Source organism: Paenibacillus pectinilyticus (genome assembly GCF_001700435.1).
GTDB classification, from domain to species: Bacteria; Bacillota; Bacilli; order Paenibacillales; family NBRC-103111; genus Paenibacillus_E; species Paenibacillus_E pectinilyticus.
The window spans coordinates 988,760-1,010,469 of record NZ_LYPC01000027.1; the positions used below are offsets into that span (position 1 = coordinate 988,760).

Genomic DNA, 21,710 nt, shown 5'->3' on the forward strand with positions numbered 1-21,710 from the left:
AAAGGCGTAAACAGGTACAATAAAAAGATGTGTTAAAGTCATCTCTGGGAGGATCAATCATGCGTAATCGTACGACCGTTATGGTCAGCATTGTGCTGGCTATGTTAGTGGCGTCTATGGATACGACAATAGCCAATACGACGATGCCGATCATAGTGGATGACATTGGTGGAAACAGTTTATACGCCTGGGTTTTCACCTCGTATATGGTGCTTTCTACCGTACTTGCCCCACTCGCTGGACGAATTTCGGATCTATTTGGCCGTAAGCGCATATTTGCCACGGGCATTGTACTGTTTCTAGGCGGCTCTGTCCTTTGCGGCTTATCCCATAGCATGCTGCAATTAATTATTTTTCGTGCGATTCAGGGAATTGGCGCAGGGGTGATGATGCCATTCCCATCCATTATTGCCGGAGATATTTATCCGGTGGAACAGCGTGGAAAGGTGCAAGCGTTTTTTACAGGGATGTGGGGATTATCTGCCATCTTGGCACCGACATTAGGCACATTTTTCGTGACGTACTTGAGCTGGCGGTGGATTTTCTTCGTGAACATTCCCATCTGCCTCATCTCACTTCTTGCCTTATTACCGTATAAAGAAGTGTATCAACCGAAAAAAGCCGTGATTGATTACTGGGGGGCGCTCTTGTTCGCCTGTGGGATTTCGTCACTCCTGCTGACAACCGTAGTTCATTCTTATACGTTTATTTACGAGGCTATTGGCGTGATTCTCCTTATCATTTTCTTCCTCTATGAAAAAGGGCATGCTGCCCCGATTGTGCCTCTAAACTTGATGCGAAATCGGCCAGTGGCGTTAATGATCGGTGGATCCTTTCTCAGCTGCGCAGCGCTCTTCGGCACGTCAAGCTTTATTCCGCTCTTCCTGCAAAATCAAGGCCATTCGCTGTTCGTCAGCGGCATTGCGTTACTCAGCACCTCCATCGGGTGGATGGTTGTTGCCGTCCCAAGCGGGAAGTGGGTGTTGCGATTTGGCTATAAGCCACTCCTGATAGCAGGTCATTCGTTACTCGTGGTTACCGCAGTGCTGCTCTTCTTTATCCGTGAAGGCACGTCGTTTGGCTACATATTCGGGGCCTTAACCATGCTGGGGCTCTCATTCGGACTTTTATTTACGGTATCAACGATTGGAGCTCAACAACTGGTGGAGGCGCATCAAAAAGGCATTTCAACCTCTTTGCAGCTCTTTGCAAGGAATATTGGTACCGCGGTTAGCGTCACTGTCATGGGAGCGATCGTCACGCAGAGTGACATCTTCTACGAGGGAATCCACAAGATGTTTGTGTATGGGCTGTTGGCCAGTATTATTGCTTTTGCGGTACCTTTCGCCATTCGTGCTGGGAAGAAAGAGCAATTGTCGGAATAAGAGTTCAGGTACCTAACTTTGCAAAATAGCCTTACTGGAAACGCAAGCTGTCCGATGATATCGGGCAGCTTTTTCTATTCCACGGAACCCCACGATGAGGAGGTCTCCTGTAACTACTCTCGTTTCTAAGGTCGTCAACTGAGGTTTCTCAGGTTGTTCACGCTGCCCTTCCGCCGCATAATAAAGAGGTAAGGAAGGAGGTCGCAATGGGAAAAATAATGACAAAGCCGCAGTCGGCGATAGGTGGTTCCCAAGTTCGGCGCCGATCGTTAGGGCGCACACTGTATTTGCAAAGATATTTATTAATCATGACGGTCCCCTTTATTATCTGGTCCTTGATCTTTGCTTATGGTCCGCTCTGGGGTTGGATCATGGCGTTTCAGAAGTATAAGTTGGGTCTTGGCGTGTGGCACAGTCCTTTTGTTGGATTAGACAATTTTCATCAGCTTTTTCAAGACAAAGATTTCTACTTTGTTCTTCGCAACACCTTGGTTATGGCCATCTTGAATCTGCTTACAGGATTCGTAGGTGCGATTATACTGGCGTTGTTGCTAAATGAGGTTCGTGTAACCGCATTCAAAAGAACAATTCAAACGATTACGTACATTCCGCATTTTGTATCTTGGGTCGTTATCGCCAACATTATCATCACGTTCTTGTCACCTGACAGCGGTGTGGTGAATGCCTTCTTGATGAAGCTGGGAATCATTGATTCTCCCATTTATTTCATGGCAAACGAGGGGATGTTCTGGTACATTCAGACAGCAGCGAATTTATGGAAAGAATTAGGATGGAGCACCATCATCTACTTAGCTGTACTCGCGAGCTTAAACCCCGAACATTATGAGGCTGCTGATGTAGACGGGGCAAGCCGCTTTCAGAAGATGCGTTATGTATCACTGCCAGGTATTTTGCCTACAGCTTTCCTATTGCTTATCATCTCATTGGGATGGACGATTCAGGGCGGATTCGAATCTCAATATTTGCTCGGGAATCCTGTTGTCATCGGCCATTCGGAAGTCCTTGATTTATATGCGCTGCGTTATTCGACGGAAATTGGTGATTTCTCTTACGGTGTCGCCATTAGTATGTTCAAATCGGTGGTATCGATTGTACTGGTCTTATCTGTAAACTTTTTAGCCAGAAAAAGTGAAGGTAGCCGATTGTTCTAGAAAAAGATGGCGCGCAAGTCGTTCATCTGTTGGAGGGTTGTCCATGCTTCGGCACCGCACATTCAGTGATTACCTCTTTTCCATTTTCAATTATGTCTTCTTGGCGGTTCTAGGATTTTGCACGATTTTCCCGTTCATCCATCTGCTGGCGATTTCATTTAATGAACCATTGGATTTGATCAAGGGAGGCGTCACCTGGTTTCCGCGGAAATTTTCCACCTTCAATTATGAGTATGTCTTCAGTAATAAAAATCTCTATATGGCCGTCGTCATTTCCATTACGAGAACGGTCGTAGGCACGCTGCTTGGCGTTGTCTGTACCGCAATGATTGCATTTGCGCTAAGCCGCAAGGAGTTCATTTTCCGCAAATCATTCAATGTGTTCTTCGTCCTCACGCTGTATGTGAATGGCGGCTTGATTCCAACGTATCTGCTGATTAAGAATCTAGGTTTAATGAATCACTTCTGGGTGTACATTCTGCCTGTTCTTGTTAGTGTCTATAATGTCATCATCATGCGCAGCTATTTCGAGCAACTGCCTGAGGGGGTTGTGGAATCAACCCGAATCGATGGCGCTAATGAATTTCAAACCTTGTTCCTCGTCATTATTCCGATTAGTTTACCTGTCATTGCGACGATTACGTTGTTTGTCGGGGTGCAGCATTGGAACTCATGGTTCGATAACTACTTGTACACAAGTAGAGATCAGGGACTCAGCCTGATGCAGTATGAGCTAATGAAGGTATTACTGCAATCGGTTTCACAATCAGCAACGACAACCGCACAGATCGGGGCTAATAACGTAGCGAAGCTAAGCCCGCAATCGATTCGTGCAGCATTAACTATCGTTGTCACGCTGCCGATACTTTTCGTCTATCCGTTCCTTCAGAAATACTTCGTTAAAGGAATGACGATCGCGGCGATGAAAGAGTAAGAGGACGTATTGCCTAACCATAATATCAGACGGAATCTAAATTCCGCGGATATATAACTATGTTAAAGTGAGAGGGTGTCATATGTTACAAAAGAAAAGGGCCCGTCAGTTCATGCTGCTTTCTGTAAGCTGCATGGCCGCAATCACATTCTCCGGATGCACGTCTTCCACGACGACGTCGGAATCCGCATCGCCGAAAGCAACATCGGCTGAAAGCACAGCAACGGCTGCCGCTTCAGAAAAACCAAATGTTACCCCTATTACCTTCTCTATGAGTACAGCAGATAACAAGATCACATGGGATAACCCCGTCAGTAAGAAGCTAACCGAGAAAACAGGCGTCTCTCTGAAATACGACTTAATCGTTGGCGATGAGAAGCAGAAATGGGATATTTGGCTGGCAGGCGGCGATTATCCAGATATTATTCCATTAGATCCTGTACATATCAAGAAGTATAAGGATGCTGGCGCGATTATTCCATTGAATGATTTGATTGATAAATACGGACCGCATATCAAAGAAAAGTATGGTGAGTATTACAATCTCTTGAAATCCGAAGATGGGAAAATTGATTCGATTTCCAGTGTTCTTTTGAACAAAGAGGCTTCGCCTGATGCTTCACCGAACTTTATTGTTCAGTATGATGTGTTGAAGGAAGCGGGCTATCCGCAAATTAAAACGTTAGATCAGTTATTCGATATCATCAGTAATTATGTAAAAAATCATCCGAAAATTGATGGAAAAGAAACCATTGGTTATTCAGCAGCCATGGCGGATTGGATTATGGATGCGCAATTCAATAACCCGATTACGTTCGCAGCAGGCTTGCCGGATCACGGTAACTTCCGTATTGGCAGCGATGGCAAAGTGACATACAATCCGCTCACGGATGATGCGAAAACCTACGACGCATTTTTGAATAAGCTTTACACGAATAACTTGCTGGATAAAGAAACCTTCTCCTTGAATTTGGATGGAATGAGAGCCAAAATGGCGCAAGGTCGTGTACTGGCTGCGTTCGCACCAGCATGGGTAGTTGGCGACACCGAGAAATCTTTACGTGCTGCAGGCAAACCTGAACGCGCTTACGCTCATATTCCGATCTATTTCAAAGACGGTACCGTAGATCACAATAACACCATCACACCAACGGGTGCAGGTACAGGTCAGTGGGTGATTACGAAAAACGCGAAGAACCCAGAGCGCATCATTCAATTCATCGACTATTTATTCTCGGATGAAGGGCAGATTTTGACACACTGGGGCATTGAAGGCTCCGATTACGCCGTTGTGAATGGCAAACGTCAAGAAACGAAAGAAAAAATCAGCAAGGTTGCGTCCGATCCAGACTATGCGTACAAATCAGGTCTGAAGAGCGTGAGCAGCGGTACAGCAGGCGACTGGTTCTCGCTTGGTAATGGTACGAAGCTAGGGGATGGCGATTATGCCAATCCAGTGACGGTTGATTCGGTTGTAGCGAACTATGATGACATGACGAAGGACGTATTGGCGAAGTACGGCAAGAAAGTATGGGCTGACTTCCTACCTCCAGTCGAGAAGGTACCTGGCTATTTATGGCAGTTGACCCCGCCAGACAGCACGAAAGTACCACAACAGAAAATTAGTGGAGATTGGCGTAAGCTGGTTCCTAAAGTGGTGATGTCCAAAGATTCAGCTGAGTTTGAAAATAACTGGAAGCTGATGACGGATACGATTTCAAAAGATGGTTTGGCCGCATACGAAGCTGACTTTACGAAACTATGGGCTGATTTTAATACGAGCTACCATAAGCAGCTTGGGAAATAAGTAAGGTGTGTCAATCTGCAGGAAACTCCTTATCTTGCCCCTGAGATAAGGAGTTTCCTTTGGTATAAAGGGGAAAACAGTACGATAGAGAATTATTCTAGTAGGTGAGAAGACCAGACCTAATCGAGACACGGCAGGGGACCATGAACATGAAAATCCGCACGAAGCTCATCGTTACGCATTTACTCATAATGTTGGTTTTACTCGGATCTCTCACCTACGTCTTGGTGAAACGGAGCAGTGATCTCGTTTTTGACAGTATTATTGAAAATGCCAATCTTTCGCTTGCTCAGGTTCGTGTGAATTTGGATCATAAACTGAGCTCTTATGAGGATATTGCCAATACCTTATATTTGAACACGTCGCTCCAAAATATGCTTATGAAGCATTTCCCGGATTTGCGTGATGCGTACGATGAATATTTTGCGAATTATGAGCCCTTAGACTCTGCGATGAAAATTACTCAAAATGTGTCTCACCTCATCATCTACACAGATAATCCTTCGTTTGTTTTTGCCAACTTTCATTTACTTGATAGTGAAGTAAAGACGAGCGATTGGTATCAGGCTGTTATTAAAAGTCCTTTCGGGGCTTACTGGACCGCCTCCTATCTAAATGAATTCCCGGTGGAACGGGTGTTTAGTTTACGCAAAAGATTGAATAAAGAAGATCCGAATTCGCCCATTGTCGTCTCTATTGAGGTAAACGTCAGTGTGCTGAATGATTTGATCCATGAGGAAAGCAAAGGAAAGCGCTTCATATTTACGATGCCTGACGGCGTTGTTCTTGTAGATAGCTCAGATGCGAACCCGGTTAAGCGGTTGGATGAACTTCCGTTCTCTCAACAAATTCAATCGTCAGATGAAGGAAAGCTCCAATATAAAGTGGGCAAGGAGACCTATGAGGTTCTCTACCAAACGCTTAATTCCCGAAATGTAGTCAAAGGGATGAAGGTCATTACACTCATTCCTGTTACTGAGCTTATGCCCAAGATCAACCAGCTCAAGTCCTTATCGTTCGTTTTGTTCATCGGAGCTTGTGTGATTTCGGCTGCGCTGATCTTTGCTTTCTCCATGGGACTGACGCGCCGATTTACGGAGCTGTCGACCAAGATGAGACGTGTACATAAGGACAATTTCCAGAGTTTTATTGATGTCAAAGGCAAAGATGAAGTCGCACAGCTAGGACAGATTTTTAATGTGATGGTTAAAAGGCTTGGGCAGCTCGTTAACGAACGCTATCAATCGGAGATTGATCGGCAGGAGCAGGCGTTTCGTACGAAAGAGGTGGAACTTTACGCGCTTCAGGCTCAGATAAAGCCACATTTCTTATTTAATATTTTGAATACGATTCGTGGCAAATTGTTAATTGCTGGTGATCGGGAGAATGCTCACGTGGTGGGACTGCTGGCAAAATCGTTTCGGATGATGCTGAAAAGTGGCGGACAGTTCATCCGTTTAACGGAAGAAATCGAGTTTATTGAAATTTATTTGCAGCTGCAAACGTACCGATATGTGGATAAATTCGAGTATGATATTCAAATTCCTGAAGAAATGAAAGGCATGACGATTCCGAAACTATGCTTGCAGCCCCTGGTTGAGAATGCGATTACACATGGGATTGAGCTCAAAAAGGCTAGATCGCAGATTCAGATTAGAGGCGAAATGATCGACGGAAGTATTCATCTTACGGTTCAGGATGATGGACTTGGCATACAAGAGGAACGTTTGGCTGAAATCCATCGATGGATGCAAGAAGATAGCGCCTTATCGCGCGATGCACATATCGGCTTGCAGAATGTACATCGGCGACTGCGTGATTTATATGGTGAGGCGTATGGTTTAATCGTTGAAAGTGAAGAAGGTCTGGGAACCAAGGTCACCATGATCATTCCCGAGCAGCCATTCCCAAGAGGTGATAGCGATGTATGACGTATTAATTGTAGAAGATGAGCCGATCGCACGAGCATCCTTAACCTATTTACTGGATTGGCAGCGTTATGGTTTTGAGATCAAAGGGGAAGCCGAGGATGGCCAGCAAGCGCTAGATATGATGCGAAATCACTACTATTCACTCGTCATCACGGATATTCGTATGCCCATTATGGGCGGTTTGACGTTCATAAGCGAGCTGAGGAAGTTCTCGGATGCTGCAGTTGTCATTCTAACCGGCTATGATGACTTCGAATATGCCAGACAAGGGCTGAAGCTAGGGGTTCAGGACTATCTGTTAAAGCCTGTCGATGAGGAAGATTTGGTCGCGGTATTGCTAAAGGTTCGTGAGAACTTAGATCTGCAATATAAGACGAATAAACAGCTGAATCTAGGCGTATCTGCACTCAAGGATCAATTTCTTAAACGTTGGGTGCATGGACAGGTGAAAAAACAGGAATTTGAGGAGCAGACAAAGCTCCTGGGCGTCTCTGTTCAGTGGCAGGCATGCTGCTGCTTACTGGTTGAAATGGATTTCATCCATTCGCTCCATACGCATTGGACCGATCAGGAGATGGCGCTGAAACGATTTGCAATTCGTAACATCATGGAGGAAATCTGCGGAACTTCCGGCTATGTGTTTGAAGAGTCGGAGGAACGATTTACTGTACTGCTTACTCAATCTGTAGATGACCTCAGCGGCGAGGCGTACTTTACCTCGATGGCGGAAAAGCTAGCCGCATCGATCCGTCAATTTGCCAAAGAAACCGTCAGCATTGGCGTCGGACATCTCGTAACGGCTCAGGAAGACGTACCAGAATCGTTTGCTGCTGCTGAAGAAGCGCTGGATGGGAAGTTTTTGCGAGGAAGTAACACGATACTGTCTAACCCTGCAAGCCGAAATGAAGATGTGACACAAGCTGATCTTCGTCGATCGTTGGAAGTGAACATCATCGATGCAATCAAAACGTTGCAGCCCGAACAAGTTCGCCATGCGCTGCAGCAAGTAAGAGATGGTTTCAAGTCAGGGCATTTGCAAGCTAGTGAGATGAAGGTCTACGTACTAGAAATACTTCTTCAATTATTTCAATTAGTGAAAGAGGCAGGGGGAAGTCATACCCTCTTATTTGATAATAAACTAGGCGATTACGAACTCGTTATGCGCAGTAAAACAAGTGATGATCTTTATCAATTTACAGCAGACAAGTGCTTAGCTGTTGTAGAACTATTGCTTCGGATGAAGGATCAACAGCCCAATAAAGTATTCGATACCGTGAAGAAACTCGTGCATGAACAGTATCACACACCGATTAGCTTGCGCAGCGTCGCGCAACAGGTCTATATGAATCCCCACTACCTAGGGAAGCTGTTTAAAGCTAATGCGAACGTGTCTTTCAATGAGTACATTCTGCAGTTACGGATGGAACGGGCCAAAGAATTGTTACTGTTTACGGATAAGAAGGTGTACGAAATCGCGCAAGAGGTTGGCTTTGGTGAGCTGGATTGGTTTTATAAAAGATTCAAAACGTACACCGGTGTCAGTGCTGGTGAATTTAGGGCTTCGGTTTAATAGATGGATCCGAATAGGCTCAGATGGGATTAGCAGACAGGAGGCGTAACATGTATTTTGGTGTTTGTTATTATCCAGAACATTGGCCGGAGGAGCGGTGGGAAACCGACGCTTGGATGATGAGGGAAGCCGGCATTAACATCGTTCGGATCGGGGAGTTCGCTTGGTCGCGTATGGAACGTTATGAGGGAAGCTTCGATTTCTCATGGTTAGATCGTATTATCGGCATTCTGGCAAAGGAAGGCATTCAGGTCATCCTGGGTACCCCAACAGCTACGCCGCCGAAATGGTTAATGGATCAGCATCCTGATCTTTATATGCGAGACATGTACGGTGATGTCCGGGGGTATGGGAACCGCCGACATTACTGTTACAACAATGAAGCCTACTTGCCTTACATTTCAACCATCGTTGGAAAAATGGCTGAGCGATACGGCAACGACCCGCGTGTGGTCGCTTGGCAAATTGATAATGAATTCGGCTGTAATGATACGACACGTTGCTATTGTGATCAGTGCAGAACTCAATTTCAGCTATGGCTGAAAGATAAATATCAAGATATTGACCATCTGAATGCTTGCTGGGGGACCGTTTTCTGGAGCCAAATCTACAATGAATGGGAGCAGATCATCGTCCCAGCCTATACCGTGTTCCCGCTTCATAACCCAGGGCTGGTGCTGGATTATAGAAGGTTTGCTTCGGATGCTGTGTGTAAGTTCCAGAAGTTCCAGACCGATTTGATCAGAAAGTATGCACCTCATTCAACCATTACGCACAATATGATGGGCGCATTTAATGAAATCGATGCATTCGATTTATCCGCGGAGTTGGATATCGTATCATGGGATAATTATCCGAATCTGATGTTTACCAAAGAAGTGGATCCCGCGCTTGCAGCCATGCAGCATGATATGACGCGAGGATTGAAGGGGCAGAACTTCTGGGTGATGGAGCATCAGAGTGGCCAGCCTGGCGGAAACATTATGTTTCCGACGCCGAAGCCGCAGGAGCTGCGCAGATGGACCTACCAGTCGATCGCACATGGAGCAGATGGAATTTTGTATTTCCGCTGGCGAGGCTGCTTGTTCGGAGCCGAACAATACTGGCATGGGATTTTGGCACATGATGGGAAAGCTGGCAGAAAGTACAGAGAGGTGCAGCAGGTTGGAACTGAACTTGCTAGAATTTGGCCGCTATTAGAAGGCACGAAGAACGAAGATCAGGTTGCGATGATTCGCTCTTATGACAATGAATGGGTATTCGAAATTCAGCCTCACATTATGGACTATACGTATATGGGGCATTTTACGAACTACTATCATTATTTATTTGAGCAGCAATTGGGCACGGATGTGATTTCACCTGATGCTGATTTCTCGAAGTATCGGATGCTGATTATGCCAAATTTCATCATGACGAACGAAGAAATTGTAGCCAAAGTGTACAAATTTGTACATGATGGGGGCACGCTTGTTTTGGATTATCGCGCGGGAGCAAAGGACTGGCATAATCGAATGGAAGCGCTAACACTACCAGGGAAATTCGCAGAGCTTTTGGGGATCACCGTAGAGGAATATGGTGTCCTGGGTAAGGAAGAGTATCGCGCGATTCGCATGGATGGAAGCGAGACTATCTATCGAGGAGGAACGTGGTTCGATGTGATAGAGATGCGCGGTGCCGAAGCTGTAGCTACCTTTACAGACGACTATTTTGCGGGCTGCCCTGCTGTGACAAGTCATGTATATGGTCTAGGCAAGGCTTATTATATAGGAACCGAGATGGATAAGGAGCTGCGAGAAGAGGTTCTCCATCTCATCTGTCGGGATGCTGGATTGGTGCAGACGCTAGACGTTGAGGTCCCGGAAGGGGTTGAAATTGTTACACGGAAGCAAGGGGATCAAGCCTACATGTTCGTTATTAATCATCGGATCGAAGCTGCGCAAGTTCAGTTACATTCCCGTTTCTTCGATCTGTTATCAGAGCAAGAGCTTCACGAAGAGACTAAACTTGAGGGAAATGGCGTCATGATTTTGAGTCAGAACAAGTAGTGGGCAAGCCCGCATTGGAGGGAAGGAATATGGAGATAGGCGTAGCCTATTACCCCGAACATGAGACATCTGAGCAATGGCCGATTGACTATAAAAAGCTGCAACAAGCAGGAATTCCCTATATCCGAATTGCTGAATTCGCTTGGTCGACCATGGAGCCAGCAGATGGTGTATATAACTGGGCGTGGTTAGACCAGGCGATAGCGTTGGCGGCTGATTATGGGATCGGTGTCGTGCTGTGCACGCCGACAGCCTGTCCGCCGATCTGGTTGGTTGAGCAGTATCCCGATGTGCTGCCCGTACATAAAAGTGGCAAAACCGTAGGCTTCGGCGCGCGCCAGCATCGGTCATATTATTCGCCTAACTATATAACATATGCGATACGGATTGTTGGCTTGATGGCAGAGCGTTATGGTCAGCATCCGAATGTTGTCGCTTGGCAATTGGATAATGAATTTGGCGGTGAGACCAAATATGATTATGGGGATTGCGCGAAGAAAGCTTTCCATCACTATTTGGCTGATAAATATGAGACAATCGCACATTTGAATGACACATGGGGTACGGTGTTCTGGTCTCAGCATTATCAGAACTGGGCACAAATACCACTGCCAGCTCCCATTCAGAGTGATGTGATGATGTGGCCGCATCCTAGTCTGGAGCTAGAGTTTGCTAGATTCTCTTCGCAGGGTCTCGTCCAGTTTGCGCGTATGCAGGAACGCGCGCTTCGCCATTGGATCGGAGAGCGTCCGATTACAACGAATGGGTTCATGTTCTGTTGGGGCGATAACATCAATTGGGTCGACATGTTTGCGACTTTAGATGTGGTCGGGATGGACATCTACAGCGATAAGCCGCATGAGATTGCTTTCTATTCGGATGCCAGCCGCAGTGTCCTCTCCAAGCCATTCTGGATGATGGAGTACGGTTCAGGTGCAGGGCAGCTGGAGCGGGATATGCGAATCATCGAGGAGCGGGGCTGTGAGAAGTTTTTCTTGTTCAAAATGAAGCCGTTCCCCTGGGGCCAAGAACAGGGGAAGGGCAGCAAAGAATTGCTCACCCTGACGGGTGAACCCTCGTTCAATTACGGCGTCGTTCAGCGCTATACGCAGGGGGTTGCCGAGCGGAAAACCGTGAAGCCGCCGGTTGCTGATGCAACAGTCGGGTTGTACTATCATTTTGACAGCTCATGGAGCTATCAGATTTCGGTTAGCGATCGACTGCCTTATGCCACCTATGTCGTGGATACGGTTTACCGACCGTTGTTCGAGCTTGGCAAACAGGTCGATGTTGTCTACACGCCCCAACAGATCAAAGACTATGAACTGCTGATTGTCCCTCTTCACATCCTATACGATGAGTTGCTGGAAGAGATGCTGATTTCTTATGTACGCGGTGGCGGCAAGCTTATCGTCACGACCGATATATTCCGCAAGAACGATGCGAATGTGTTTCTAACTGCAGTGCCAAAGCTGTTCAGCGCTTTATTTGACTGGCAGCATAATAACTTTGTCACAGACGCTTTAGACATATCGCAACCAATCGTGCTTGCGCAAGCAGCGGGTAAGGGGAAAGCATGGCTCATCAGCAGAGACAGCACGCTAGAGCAATGGCGAGAAGTCCTTGAGCGAGTTTGTGAGGAATAGCACGTGGCAAGACCTGCGGCATTGTGCTGCAGGTTTTTTCATTCTGGATAAGCAAGTTGACAGCGTGCTCCGATTAGTAGATTATGGGGAGATAACCGATTAAAGAAAGAAGTGAAACGACGTGTTACTGAACGTGAAGTCCCGTCTTAACGAAGGCGAAATTCAGGAATTACTTAGCTATAGCGTTTTTCCTGACGAGGATAGCTTACAATATGCACTAAGCAAGTATGAAGAGGATGAAGACGCATGGTTGTTCGCCTATGAGTCAGAAGGTATCCTTGTCGGAATTATCGGCTTTGTGATGAATGAGAAGCAGGAGATGACACTGAATCATCTGGCGGTTGACCCAGAGAGCAGAGGCGTAGGTTTCGGTCGCGGCATGCTGCTGGAAATCATCGAAGATATGCAGCCGACTCGCATCACGGTTGAAACGGATGAGGATGCGGTGCAATTTTACCGCAATGTAGGTTTCGTGATTCGCAGCCTGGGTGAGAAGTACCCTGGCGTGGAACGATTCCAGTGTACCTATGAGGTTGAGGAAGACGAAGATTAATTCGCTTCTGCTAGTAGAAAATCCCGCATGTCTGCCAATCAGCAGCGTGCGGGATTTTGTTGTTTCGAATCTGCGGGTGAGGATTATTCGCCAAGCGAGCGACCATCATCTCGCGTAGGATTAGCTGCATCTTAGGTGATAGCTCAGGCAATAAGGCAACGAGAAGTGCTTATATGTCTGAAATCCTAGGCGAGAACAGGCTTAAGCAAGGTAGAAGTGCTTATTGGCTTTGAAGGACCGGAAAATACTGTAAGTAGCGATGAATAAGCACTTTCTGTGGTCCTATCAGATGAGAATCCTGAGATTGGGGAGAAATAAGCAAGATTAGCTTACTTATGGGTAAAACCACCTATCTGCGGATAGAGAGAGCTGTCAGCACTGCTTCTACATACGTGACTTCACCGTGCGTGCATACTCCGAAGGACTCATCAGCGTGGCTTTCTTAAAAGCTTTGGAGAAATAGTGAACCGAACTGAAACCGAGCCGCCTTGAGATCTCTGTGAAATTGTAATCTTCTTCTCGAATTAGGACCTTGGCCTGATCAATTTTTAATTTCGCGAAATACTCCATCACCGTATAGCGAGTATGCTTTTTGAAGAGATCCTTGAGCTGCGATTTACCCACACAGAATAATTGACTAATATCGTTCAAAGTGAGTTGTGCATCGATATTTTCCACCATATAAGCAATGACTTTGGTCGTCAAATCGTGAACTGATTTTTCTTTTGCCCCTGTAGATAAGGATGTATCCGCCTCACCTGACGAAGATTTGCGGAGCAAGCGAAGCAAGAGGATTTCTAAATAGCTTTGCAGCATTTGCTCACTCCCCACAGGCGCATCAGGGCGCCTCACAAGCGGGTGACCGAAAGGGAATTCAAAAGCCTGCTGACCTTCCCTTACGATCTGCGCAAGCAGATTGCGTTCTTCATCCTCCAGATAGAGAAGCTTATTTTCAAAAAACTGCATCGCTTTCGAATGACAGTCAAATGTCATGACAATTAAATTGGGAGCTTTCCCTTTGGTCGCATAGAAGCTATGAAATTCATTGGGTTTATGGAAAATAATCGATCCCTGCTTGAGCAGATAGCGATTATCATCGGCCTGAACCTCGACCTCGCCACGATCCACGTAGAGAAATTCCCAGAAGTCATGCTTCTCACCGTTGAACGCATAGTCCTTCCCAAACTCGAAGTAGTGCATGGTAATGACAGTATTGATAACCAGACTCATCATCAAATGTGTCCGCTTATATTCGGTAGCGCTTGATGTGTTAATTCCCATAGGAGTCACTCCTGCTTAGTTCGATGCTAGCCATATGGACTATCATATCACACCATAAATTACAAAAAAATCGTCTTTCATGACAAAGAAAAGGGGAGGGCCATCTTTTATAATCAAGGTAGCATTAAGTTGAGGGGGAGCAAGCATGAAAATAGGTGTGATTGGCTATGGCAAGAGGATTGGGAACGTCATTAGTGAAGTACTGAAGGCAGATGCGGACTGCCGGATAACAGCGATTGTAGATGTACGTAAGGATGAGATTAAAGCTCAGTTGGATGAGCGAGGCTGGAAGGATATCACCTATTATGAAACGCCAGAACAGATGCTAGCATCTGAGCAATTAGATGGTGCCATGATCGGCACGCGCTGTAATCTACATACGACAATGGGATTGAAGGTATTTAAGCATCATCTTCCGCTCTATCTGGAAAAGCCGGTAGCCACCAATTATGAAGATCTGCTTCGTTTAAAACAGGGCTATGAAGCAGCAGCGTCTCCTGTTGTGGTTTCCTTCCCGTTAAGGGCGACGTCCATTGTGGAGCTGGTCAAGGAAATCATTCAGTCTGGTAAAATAGGTACGGTTGAGCACGTGCAAGCGATTAATAATGTGCCATACGGCCGTGTTTATTTTCAAGATTGGTATCGTGATGAGGAAGTCACTGGCGGGCTTTTCCTGCAAAAGGCAACGCATGATTTTGACTATATCCAATTTGTGCTGGGACAGAATCCGATCAATGTAGCTGCGATGACCTCTAAGCAAATATTCAAGGGCAATAAATCTGCTGGGCTCAAATGTGTGGATTGTGAAGATAATCGAACGTGCTTAGAGAGTACCGTTACGTTTACAGATGATACTGACCCGAGCTGGCAATATTGCTGCTATGCGGAGGATACAGGGAATGAGGATTCTGGAAGCGCTCTTTTCCGATATAAAAGCGGTATGCACATGTCATACTCTCAGAATTTCTTTATCCGCAAGGGCGCCGCTGCTCGTGGTGCGCGTTTCATGGGGTATAAAGGGACAGTTGAATTTGATTTCTATAGCGGACAAGTGAAAGTATATATGCACCATACCGCTCGTGTCGAAACGTATGACCTTGCAGCTGGAAGTAATCATTTTGGCGGCGACGAGAAACTGGCGCGTAATTTCATCGAGATCATGAAGGGGAAAGCGAGTTCCATTTCTACGCTTGATGATGGATTGTTGAGCGCTTTGATGTGTATGAAAGCACAGGAGTCCGCACAAACGGGTACGTTTCAAGATTTGGTCTGGACATAGAGAAAATAACTACAAGACGACACAGAAAGGAGATGCGATGAATGAGTTCTCAACTTATATTTCAAACCCGATGTTTAAGCTCCTTATCCAAAGTTTTTGCAGATGAGGCTCCGCTTGAAGCGCCTTACACACATGCAACAGCTTTAAGAGGAGAGCAATTTGCTTTTCAAGTTGCTTATACGTCCAACAAGTTGTTGAAAAACATAGCGGTAGATGTCGTGTCGACGCTTGGACTTCCTTTTACAATCCGAACCGTTGGTCTGGTGCCTTCCGAAATGCCATGCTATGCAGATCATGATGCGCAGGTACTTCGCACAGGGCCGGGCTTGTACCCAGATCCCTTGTATCCTCTTGATGAGATGGGGGTAACAGCGCTACCAGGTCAATGGCGTTCCTTATGGATCAACGTAGAACTGAATGCTAGAGTTCCCGCTGGGTCCTATGCGCTGAAGGTGATGCTGACCTCTGATGAAGGGGAGCCGCTAGGCGAAGAAGTGCTAGAGCTTACGGTGCTTGCAGCAGCGCTTCCGAAGCAGAAACTGCTCCATACGGAATGGTTTCACACGGATTGCATCGCGACGTATTACCAGGTGGATGTGTTTAGTGAAGAACATTGGCGGCTAATCGGAGCGTTTATCGAGACAGCAGTCAAACATGGCATCAATATGATACTAACTCCGATTTTCACACCGCCGCTTGATACGGCCATTGGTGGAGAGCGGCCAACCGTGCAACTAATCGGTGTTGAAATTGAAGATGGCAGCATCGAGGGGGATAGGGTATATCATTTTGACTATAGGAAGCTGGAGAGATGGGTTGCGCTTTGCCAAAGCAAGGGAGTCGAATACTTCGAAATCTCCCATTTATTTACCCAATGGGGAGCCAAACATACGCCCAAGATTATGGCTACTTATCAAGGTGAAGAGCAGCGAATATTTGGCTGGGATACCGATGCTTCGGGTGAAGCGTATGCGAATTTCCTTGGACAACTTCTCCCTGATCTTGATCGCGTTCTTCGTAAACTGGGCATCGCCTCCTGCACCTATTTCCATGTGTCAGATGAGCCCTTACAGGAGCATTTGGAGACGTACAAGAACGCGAGCGATCTAGTTAAGAAACTGCTTCCTCCTGACTATCCGATCATCGATGCGTTGACAGAGATTTCGTACTATGAACAGGGGATTGTTCAAAAACCGATTCCGTCTAATGATCATATCGGTCCTTTCTTAGAAGCGGGAATACCTGATCTATGGACGTACTATTGTTGTGCTCAGTACAAGGATGTATCCAATCGTTTCTTCAACATGCCTTCAGCCCGAAATCGTGTGATCGGTCTTCAGCTGTATAAGTTTGGTATCCAAGGCTTCCTTCATTGGGGTTATAACTTTTATTACGCCCAGTATGCGGTGAAACAGCTTGATCCGTTCAAAGTGACAGATGCCTTACACGCGTTCCCTTCTGGCGATAGCTTTCTGGTTTATCCAGGCGAAGAGGGGCCCATCGAATCGATTCGTCTCGAAGTATTCTATGAAGCGCTGCAGGACATGCGTGCCCTGCAACTGTTGGAGTCGTTCATCGGCAAGGAAAGAACAGTTGCCTTGATAGAAGAAGGCTTAGCAGAACCGTTAACATTCTCGGTCTATCCGCATAGTACCGCGTGGATGCTGGATGTGAGAGAGCGAATTAATGAGGCGATTGCAGCCTGTAGTTGATTAGTAATAAGCACCTTCCAACGAACTTGGAAACGAGTAAATACCCCGAAATAAGCTGTCGCCTATCTAAAGGGAGACGGCTTATTTTTTGTTGTTGACACTTACTGGGAGTTGATTTATAGTTATAACAACCTTAAACCAAGTTAGTTTATCGGAATTATAAGTTTTAATTATATGGTCTTTAAATGGGGTGATCTTGTGAACATTGAGAATATCGAAGCATTCGTTTATGTGATTCATTATGGCAGCTTTAACAAAGCAGCAGAAATCCTCTTTTTATCTCAACCTTCCGTTACAGCACGCATACAATCCCTTGAAAGGGAGCTGGACAGCCGTTTGTTCGAGCGGGTCGGGAAACAGATTTCACTGACAGATGAGGGGAAGAAGTTTCTCCCTTATGCCCAGCAACTGCTGCAAACTTTTCAGAAAAGTAAAATTGAATTGAAGCAAAAACGAACTCTGCCGAACGAGTTGCGTGTGGGGTGTACGGTATCAGTTTCCAACTACATCATGCCTACCATCATTCCAAAGCTTAAACAGAAGTATCCAGATGTGAAGTATAAGCTGACAACAGCTCCCTCAGAAGAAATTATTAACAAAGTATTGAGCCGCGAGTTAGATGTAGGCTTTGTTCGCAATATCAGTCATCCGAATTTGCTCTCGGCCAAGGCGTATGAAGATCCTATTCGACTCTATGTATACGAGGGGCATCCCTTTATTGGAAAAGACTCGCTGTCTATTGATGAGATTGGTGAGTATCCACTCGTTTTCTTCGAATGCGGATCCCTCGACTGGATGCGAATTCATCGCTTATTTGCCAGCATGAGCCAGCCGCCGAATATTGAATTTCAGACCGACACGCTCGAAACAGCGAAGAAATTAGTGTTGAGCCGAGTTGGCATTGCTTTTCTGCCCAGTCTGTGTGTCGAACAAGAAGTTAAAGAAAAGAAGTTGTTTCCTATCCATTTTCAAGAAGTTTCCGGCATTTCACTACAAACAAACATGATTGCCCTGAACGGAGAGAACGGCTTATGGTTCAATCATGCTTTAGATTTATGTAAAGGGATCGCCCAATCGATTCAAGATCAAATTTGATTTCTTGATATCTATATAGAAAAACTCTATTATCCAGTTTCGGATTAGGATGATAAATTAAATGCATAGCTATAATTCATACAAAACAAGTAGGAATTATAAGGATTAAAACATACAAAACAATGGAGGGGTTCACAATGAAACAATTCACAACACTTGCAGTAACAACAGTAGCTTTAGCTTTGGTAGTAGCAGGATGCGGTTCCAAAAGCGAGACAACGAATGCATCCCCTAAGGCTGCTGCAGATAGCACGAAAGCACCAGTCGCAAGTGCAGCGGCAACAACAGCACCCGTGAAAGTTAAAAAAATTGTCGTAGGCACAGGCACACAGTTTCCGAACGTGGCTTTCCTTGACAAAGACGGTAAATTAACCGGGTATGACATTGAATTGGTGAAAGAGCTAGATAAACGATTGCCTGAATATGAATTTGAGTTTAAAACAATGGATTTCGCTAACCTGCTTCTTAGCTTAGAAACAAACAAGATCGACTTCGTTGCTCATGAAATTGAGAAGAACAAAGAGCGTGAAGAGAAATACCTGTTCAACAACGAGCCTTATGCGTATTGGAAAACGAAGGTCATTGTTGCCAAAGATAACACAACCGTGAAATCGATCGATGATCTAAAAGGTAAAAAGGCTTTAACAACGGCAACGAGCGCAGAAGCGACATTGTTGGAGAACTACAATAAAACGCACGACAATGCGATCAAAATTGTTTATCAAAGCGGCGCTGCGAACGATCTAGTGAATCAGCTGACAACCGGGCGTGCGGATGGGGCGCTTGGCGCAGATTTCTTACTTCCGTTGCTTGATCCACAAAGCAAATTAACAGCAGTTGGGCCGATTATTGATGAGGCAGAAGTACGCTTCTTATTCCGCAAAAACGATAAAGACGGGCAAGAGCTGGCCGATAAAATCGACGTGGCGTTGAAGGCTATCAAAGCCGATGGAACACTTTCGAAGTTAAGCACACAGTGGTTGGGCGGAGACTTCACGAAAAAAGACGACGCGAAATAGTTTCTATTCTATGACTCTAAGAGAGGTGAGATCGCCATCATGGCCAACCAATTCGATATCACCTATGTATTTGATTTCTTACCAAAATTACTGAGTTACATTCATATCTCGCTATTCATTGTTGCTTGTTCGATGTTGCTGGGGATCGTCTTTGGATTTCTCATCGCGCTCCCCCGGCTCTACCAAATACCGGTGGTGCAAAGGTTATCACAAATCTATGTCTCCTTTTTTCGTGGAACACCGATCCTGATCCAGCTGTTCCTCATCTATTACGGGCTTCCTGAAATATTGAAGACGATACATGTGGATGTGTCAAAAGCACCTGTATTAACCTTTGTTATTCTTACCTTTGCACTCCATTCGGGTGCTTACATCTCGGAAGTCATTCGTGCAGCAGTTAAAGCAGTCGATAAAGGTCAGGTGGAGGCTGCGTATTCCGTTGGCATGACAGGTTATCAAGCTTTTACACGAATCATTATGCCGCAAGCATTAGCCATTTCACTTCCGAATTTTACAAACTTGCTCATAGCGAATTTGAAAGATACATCACTCGCCTTCTCTCTAGGAGCGATGGAGTTGATGGGGAAAGCACAGACGCTTGGCGCGGCAACCCAGCATTTTATGGAAACCTATATTTCGCTTTCAATCATTTACTTCATCATCTGTTTTGGACTAGAGAAGCTCTTTATGTATGTGGAGAAACGACTGCTTCAGCACGAGCAACCGCTTGTGACCGAAGAACGTCAACCACTCTCACGCCGCTGGTTCAAAGGAATATGGTCCACCCAGCCGGATAAAGGGGGCTTTCAAGCATGAGTATCGATCCTGGTTTCATATGGACGGCCTTTGTGCAATTGCTGTCCGCACTGCCTAACACACTGTTGATTACCGTTGTTTCCGTCTTTTTCGGATTCTTGATAGGGGCATCCGTAGCTTTAATCCGACTATATCGAGTGCCTTACATTCATTATCTCGCGACGGCTTACGTGACTTTTGTTCGAGGTACACCGATGCTCATGCATCTGTTGCTCATTTATTTCGGTTTGCCGATGATCATTGATGGCATTTCCGTTGCGATGGGCTGGAGCTTCCGCGCTGTCTCGATTCCGATGATTGGTTTTGCCTTTCTTTCTTTCTCAATCACAGCAGGTGCGTACCTGTCAGAGGTTGTGCGATCGGGGATTGTCGCCATTAATCGCGGTCAGATTGAAGCGGCTTACTCCATCGGAATGACCACGCCACAAGCGCTGCGCCGCATCATTTTGCCACAAGCACTCGCCGTGAGTTTACCGAACTTATCCAATACCCTAATCGGCATGCTGCATGGGTCGACACTGGCTTTCACCGTATCGGTTGTCGAAATTAATGCAAAGGCACAAATTGTTGCTACAACGAACTGGAAATTTTTCGAAGCTTATATCGCGGCCGCGCTGCTTTTCTGGGGAATTACCTTCCTGATCGAACGAGCAACAGGCTTACTAGAGAAACGAATCAATCTGTATAACCGAGGTGGCGTATCATGATTCAAATGACGAATATCACGAAATCGTTCGGAAAGAACGAGGTACTGAAGGGGATTAACCTGACAGTGCAAAAAGGGGAAGTCGTTTGTATTCTTGGCCCCAGCGGTTCCGGGAAAACAACCCTCCTGCGCTGCATGAATTATTTGGAGAAGCCAAATAACGGCGAGGTGACGATAGGCAAATTCACGGTGAATTATAAGCGTCCTACCAAAGATGAGATCCATACGCTACGTCAGAAAACAGCGATGGTGTTTCAGCATTACAATCTTTTCAAACATAAAACCGTACTGGAAAATGTCATGGAAGGACTCGTCATTGTTCAGAAGCAGTCCAAAGAGAAAGCGAGAGACATTAGTGTCAAGGTGCTTGAAAAAGTTGGTTTAGCGAGTAAGCTGGATGCTTATCCGAGTCAACTCTCCGGCGGACAACAGCAGCGTGTGGGTATTGCACGAGCACTAGCCTTGAATCCAGAAGTCATCTTATTCGATGAACCGACTTCAGCTTTAGATCCTGAACTTGTTGGTGAAGTCCTGGATGTGATTCAGAAGATTGCCAAAGAAGGCATCACGATGATAATTGTTACCCATGAAATGGGTTTTGCCCGTGAAGTCGCTAATCATGTGGTGTTTATGGATGAAGGTGTGATCGTCGAAGAAGGCAATCCGAGGGAGATTTTCGGCAATGCCAAAGAAGAACGGACAAAGCAATTTCTCAAGCGTATTACGCCCGAGTGGAGTTACAACATATAGCAGGAA

At 45.8% G+C, this 21,710-nt stretch carries 17 protein-coding genes; 16 read left to right on the plus strand and 1 reads right to left on the minus strand.

Annotated features, from left to right (window positions below; genetic code table 11):
* Nucleotides 1–59: 59 nt before the first annotated feature.
* The 9 genes from A8709_RS25945 to A8709_RS25985 all read left to right on the plus strand — a co-directional run bounded on the left by A8709_RS25945 (nucleotide 60) and on the right by A8709_RS25985 (nucleotide 13,046).
* The gene (locus A8709_RS25945; RefSeq protein WP_065856584.1) at nucleotides 60–1,385 is read left to right on the plus strand and encodes an MFS transporter; all 1,326 of its coding nucleotides are present in this window, start codon (nucleotides 60–62) and stop codon (nucleotides 1,383–1,385) included.
* A gap of 206 nt (nucleotides 1,386–1,591) precedes the next feature.
* Nucleotides 1,592–2,557, plus strand: a complete 966-nt coding sequence (locus A8709_RS25950; RefSeq protein WP_065856586.1) for an ABC transporter permease — start codon at nucleotides 1,592–1,594, stop codon at nucleotides 2,555–2,557.
* A gap of 43 nt (nucleotides 2,558–2,600) precedes the next feature.
* Nucleotides 2,601–3,491: a carbohydrate ABC transporter permease gene (locus A8709_RS25955; protein WP_065856588.1), complete on the plus strand. Its 891-nt coding sequence runs from the start codon at nucleotides 2,601–2,603 to the stop codon at nucleotides 3,489–3,491.
* A gap of 82 nt (nucleotides 3,492–3,573) precedes the next feature.
* Nucleotides 3,574–5,298 (plus strand): extracellular solute-binding protein, encoded by a 1,725-nt coding sequence (locus A8709_RS25960; protein ID WP_065856590.1) that lies wholly within the window; start codon nucleotides 3,574–3,576, stop codon nucleotides 5,296–5,298.
* Nucleotides 5,299–5,447: 149 nt separating this feature from the next.
* A complete protein-coding gene (locus A8709_RS25965) occupies nucleotides 5,448–7,229 on the plus strand; it encodes a sensor histidine kinase (protein WP_065856592.1) in 1,782 nt (593 codons plus the stop codon).
* Entirely contained in the window at nucleotides 7,222–8,799 is a 1,578-nt protein-coding gene (locus A8709_RS25970; RefSeq protein ID WP_065856595.1) for a response regulator, read from the plus strand. Before A8709_RS25965 ends, A8709_RS25970 begins: the two co-directional genes overlap by 8 nt.
* Before the next feature lie 50 nt (nucleotides 8,800–8,849).
* On the plus strand, nucleotides 8,850–10,847 hold the full coding sequence (locus tag A8709_RS25975) for a beta-galactosidase (protein ID WP_065856597.1): 1,998 nt from the start codon (nucleotides 8,850–8,852) through the stop codon (nucleotides 10,845–10,847).
* Between the two features lie 29 nt (nucleotides 10,848–10,876).
* Entirely contained in the window at nucleotides 10,877–12,493 is a 1,617-nt protein-coding gene (locus tag A8709_RS25980) for a beta-galactosidase (RefSeq protein WP_065856599.1), read from the plus strand.
* A gap of 133 nt (nucleotides 12,494–12,626) precedes the next feature.
* The gene (locus tag A8709_RS25985; RefSeq protein WP_341833439.1) at nucleotides 12,627–13,046 is read left to right on the plus strand and encodes a GNAT family N-acetyltransferase; all 420 of its coding nucleotides are present in this window, start codon (nucleotides 12,627–12,629) and stop codon (nucleotides 13,044–13,046) included.
* Nucleotides 13,047–13,430: 384 nt separating this feature from the next.
* Here A8709_RS25985 and A8709_RS25990 read toward each other — a convergent pair whose 3' ends face one another.
* A complete protein-coding gene (locus A8709_RS25990; RefSeq protein WP_065856602.1) occupies nucleotides 13,431–14,327 on the minus strand; it encodes an AraC family transcriptional regulator in 897 nt (298 codons plus the stop codon).
* Between the two features lie 145 nt (nucleotides 14,328–14,472).
* Between A8709_RS25990 and A8709_RS25995 the strand changes: the two genes are divergently transcribed.
* The 7 genes from A8709_RS25995 (at nucleotide 14,473) to A8709_RS26025 (ending at nucleotide 21,704) form a co-directional block, all read left to right on the plus strand.
* On the plus strand, nucleotides 14,473–15,606 hold the full coding sequence (locus A8709_RS25995; protein WP_065856604.1) for a Gfo/Idh/MocA family protein: 1,134 nt from the start codon (nucleotides 14,473–14,475) through the stop codon (nucleotides 15,604–15,606).
* Nucleotides 15,607–15,647: 41 nt separating this feature from the next.
* Nucleotides 15,648–17,318 carry a DUF4091 domain-containing protein gene (locus A8709_RS26000; RefSeq protein ID WP_065856606.1) on the plus strand — a complete coding sequence of 557 codons (1,671 nt, stop codon included), beginning with the start codon at nucleotides 15,648–15,650 and terminating at the stop codon, nucleotides 17,316–17,318.
* Between the two features lie 198 nt (nucleotides 17,319–17,516).
* Nucleotides 17,517–18,413, plus strand: coding sequence for a LysR family transcriptional regulator (locus tag A8709_RS26005; RefSeq protein ID WP_065856608.1), 897 nt, complete (start codon nucleotides 17,517–17,519; stop codon nucleotides 18,411–18,413).
* 137 nt (nucleotides 18,414–18,550) lie between these two features.
* Nucleotides 18,551–19,432, plus strand: coding sequence for a transporter substrate-binding domain-containing protein (locus tag A8709_RS26010; protein WP_065856611.1), 882 nt, complete (start codon nucleotides 18,551–18,553; stop codon nucleotides 19,430–19,432).
* Nucleotides 19,433–19,471: 39 nt separating this feature from the next.
* Nucleotides 19,472–20,248: an amino acid ABC transporter permease gene (locus A8709_RS26015; RefSeq protein WP_065856613.1), complete on the plus strand. Its 777-nt coding sequence runs from the start codon at nucleotides 19,472–19,474 to the stop codon at nucleotides 20,246–20,248.
* On the plus strand, nucleotides 20,245–20,955 hold the full coding sequence (locus A8709_RS26020; RefSeq protein WP_065856615.1) for an amino acid ABC transporter permease: 711 nt from the start codon (nucleotides 20,245–20,247) through the stop codon (nucleotides 20,953–20,955). Before A8709_RS26015 ends, A8709_RS26020 begins: the two co-directional genes overlap by 4 nt.
* Nucleotides 20,952–21,704: an amino acid ABC transporter ATP-binding protein gene (locus A8709_RS26025; RefSeq protein ID WP_065856617.1), complete on the plus strand. Its 753-nt coding sequence runs from the start codon at nucleotides 20,952–20,954 to the stop codon at nucleotides 21,702–21,704. Before A8709_RS26020 ends, A8709_RS26025 begins: the two co-directional genes overlap by 4 nt.
* Nucleotides 21,705–21,710: the final 6 nt, after the last annotated feature.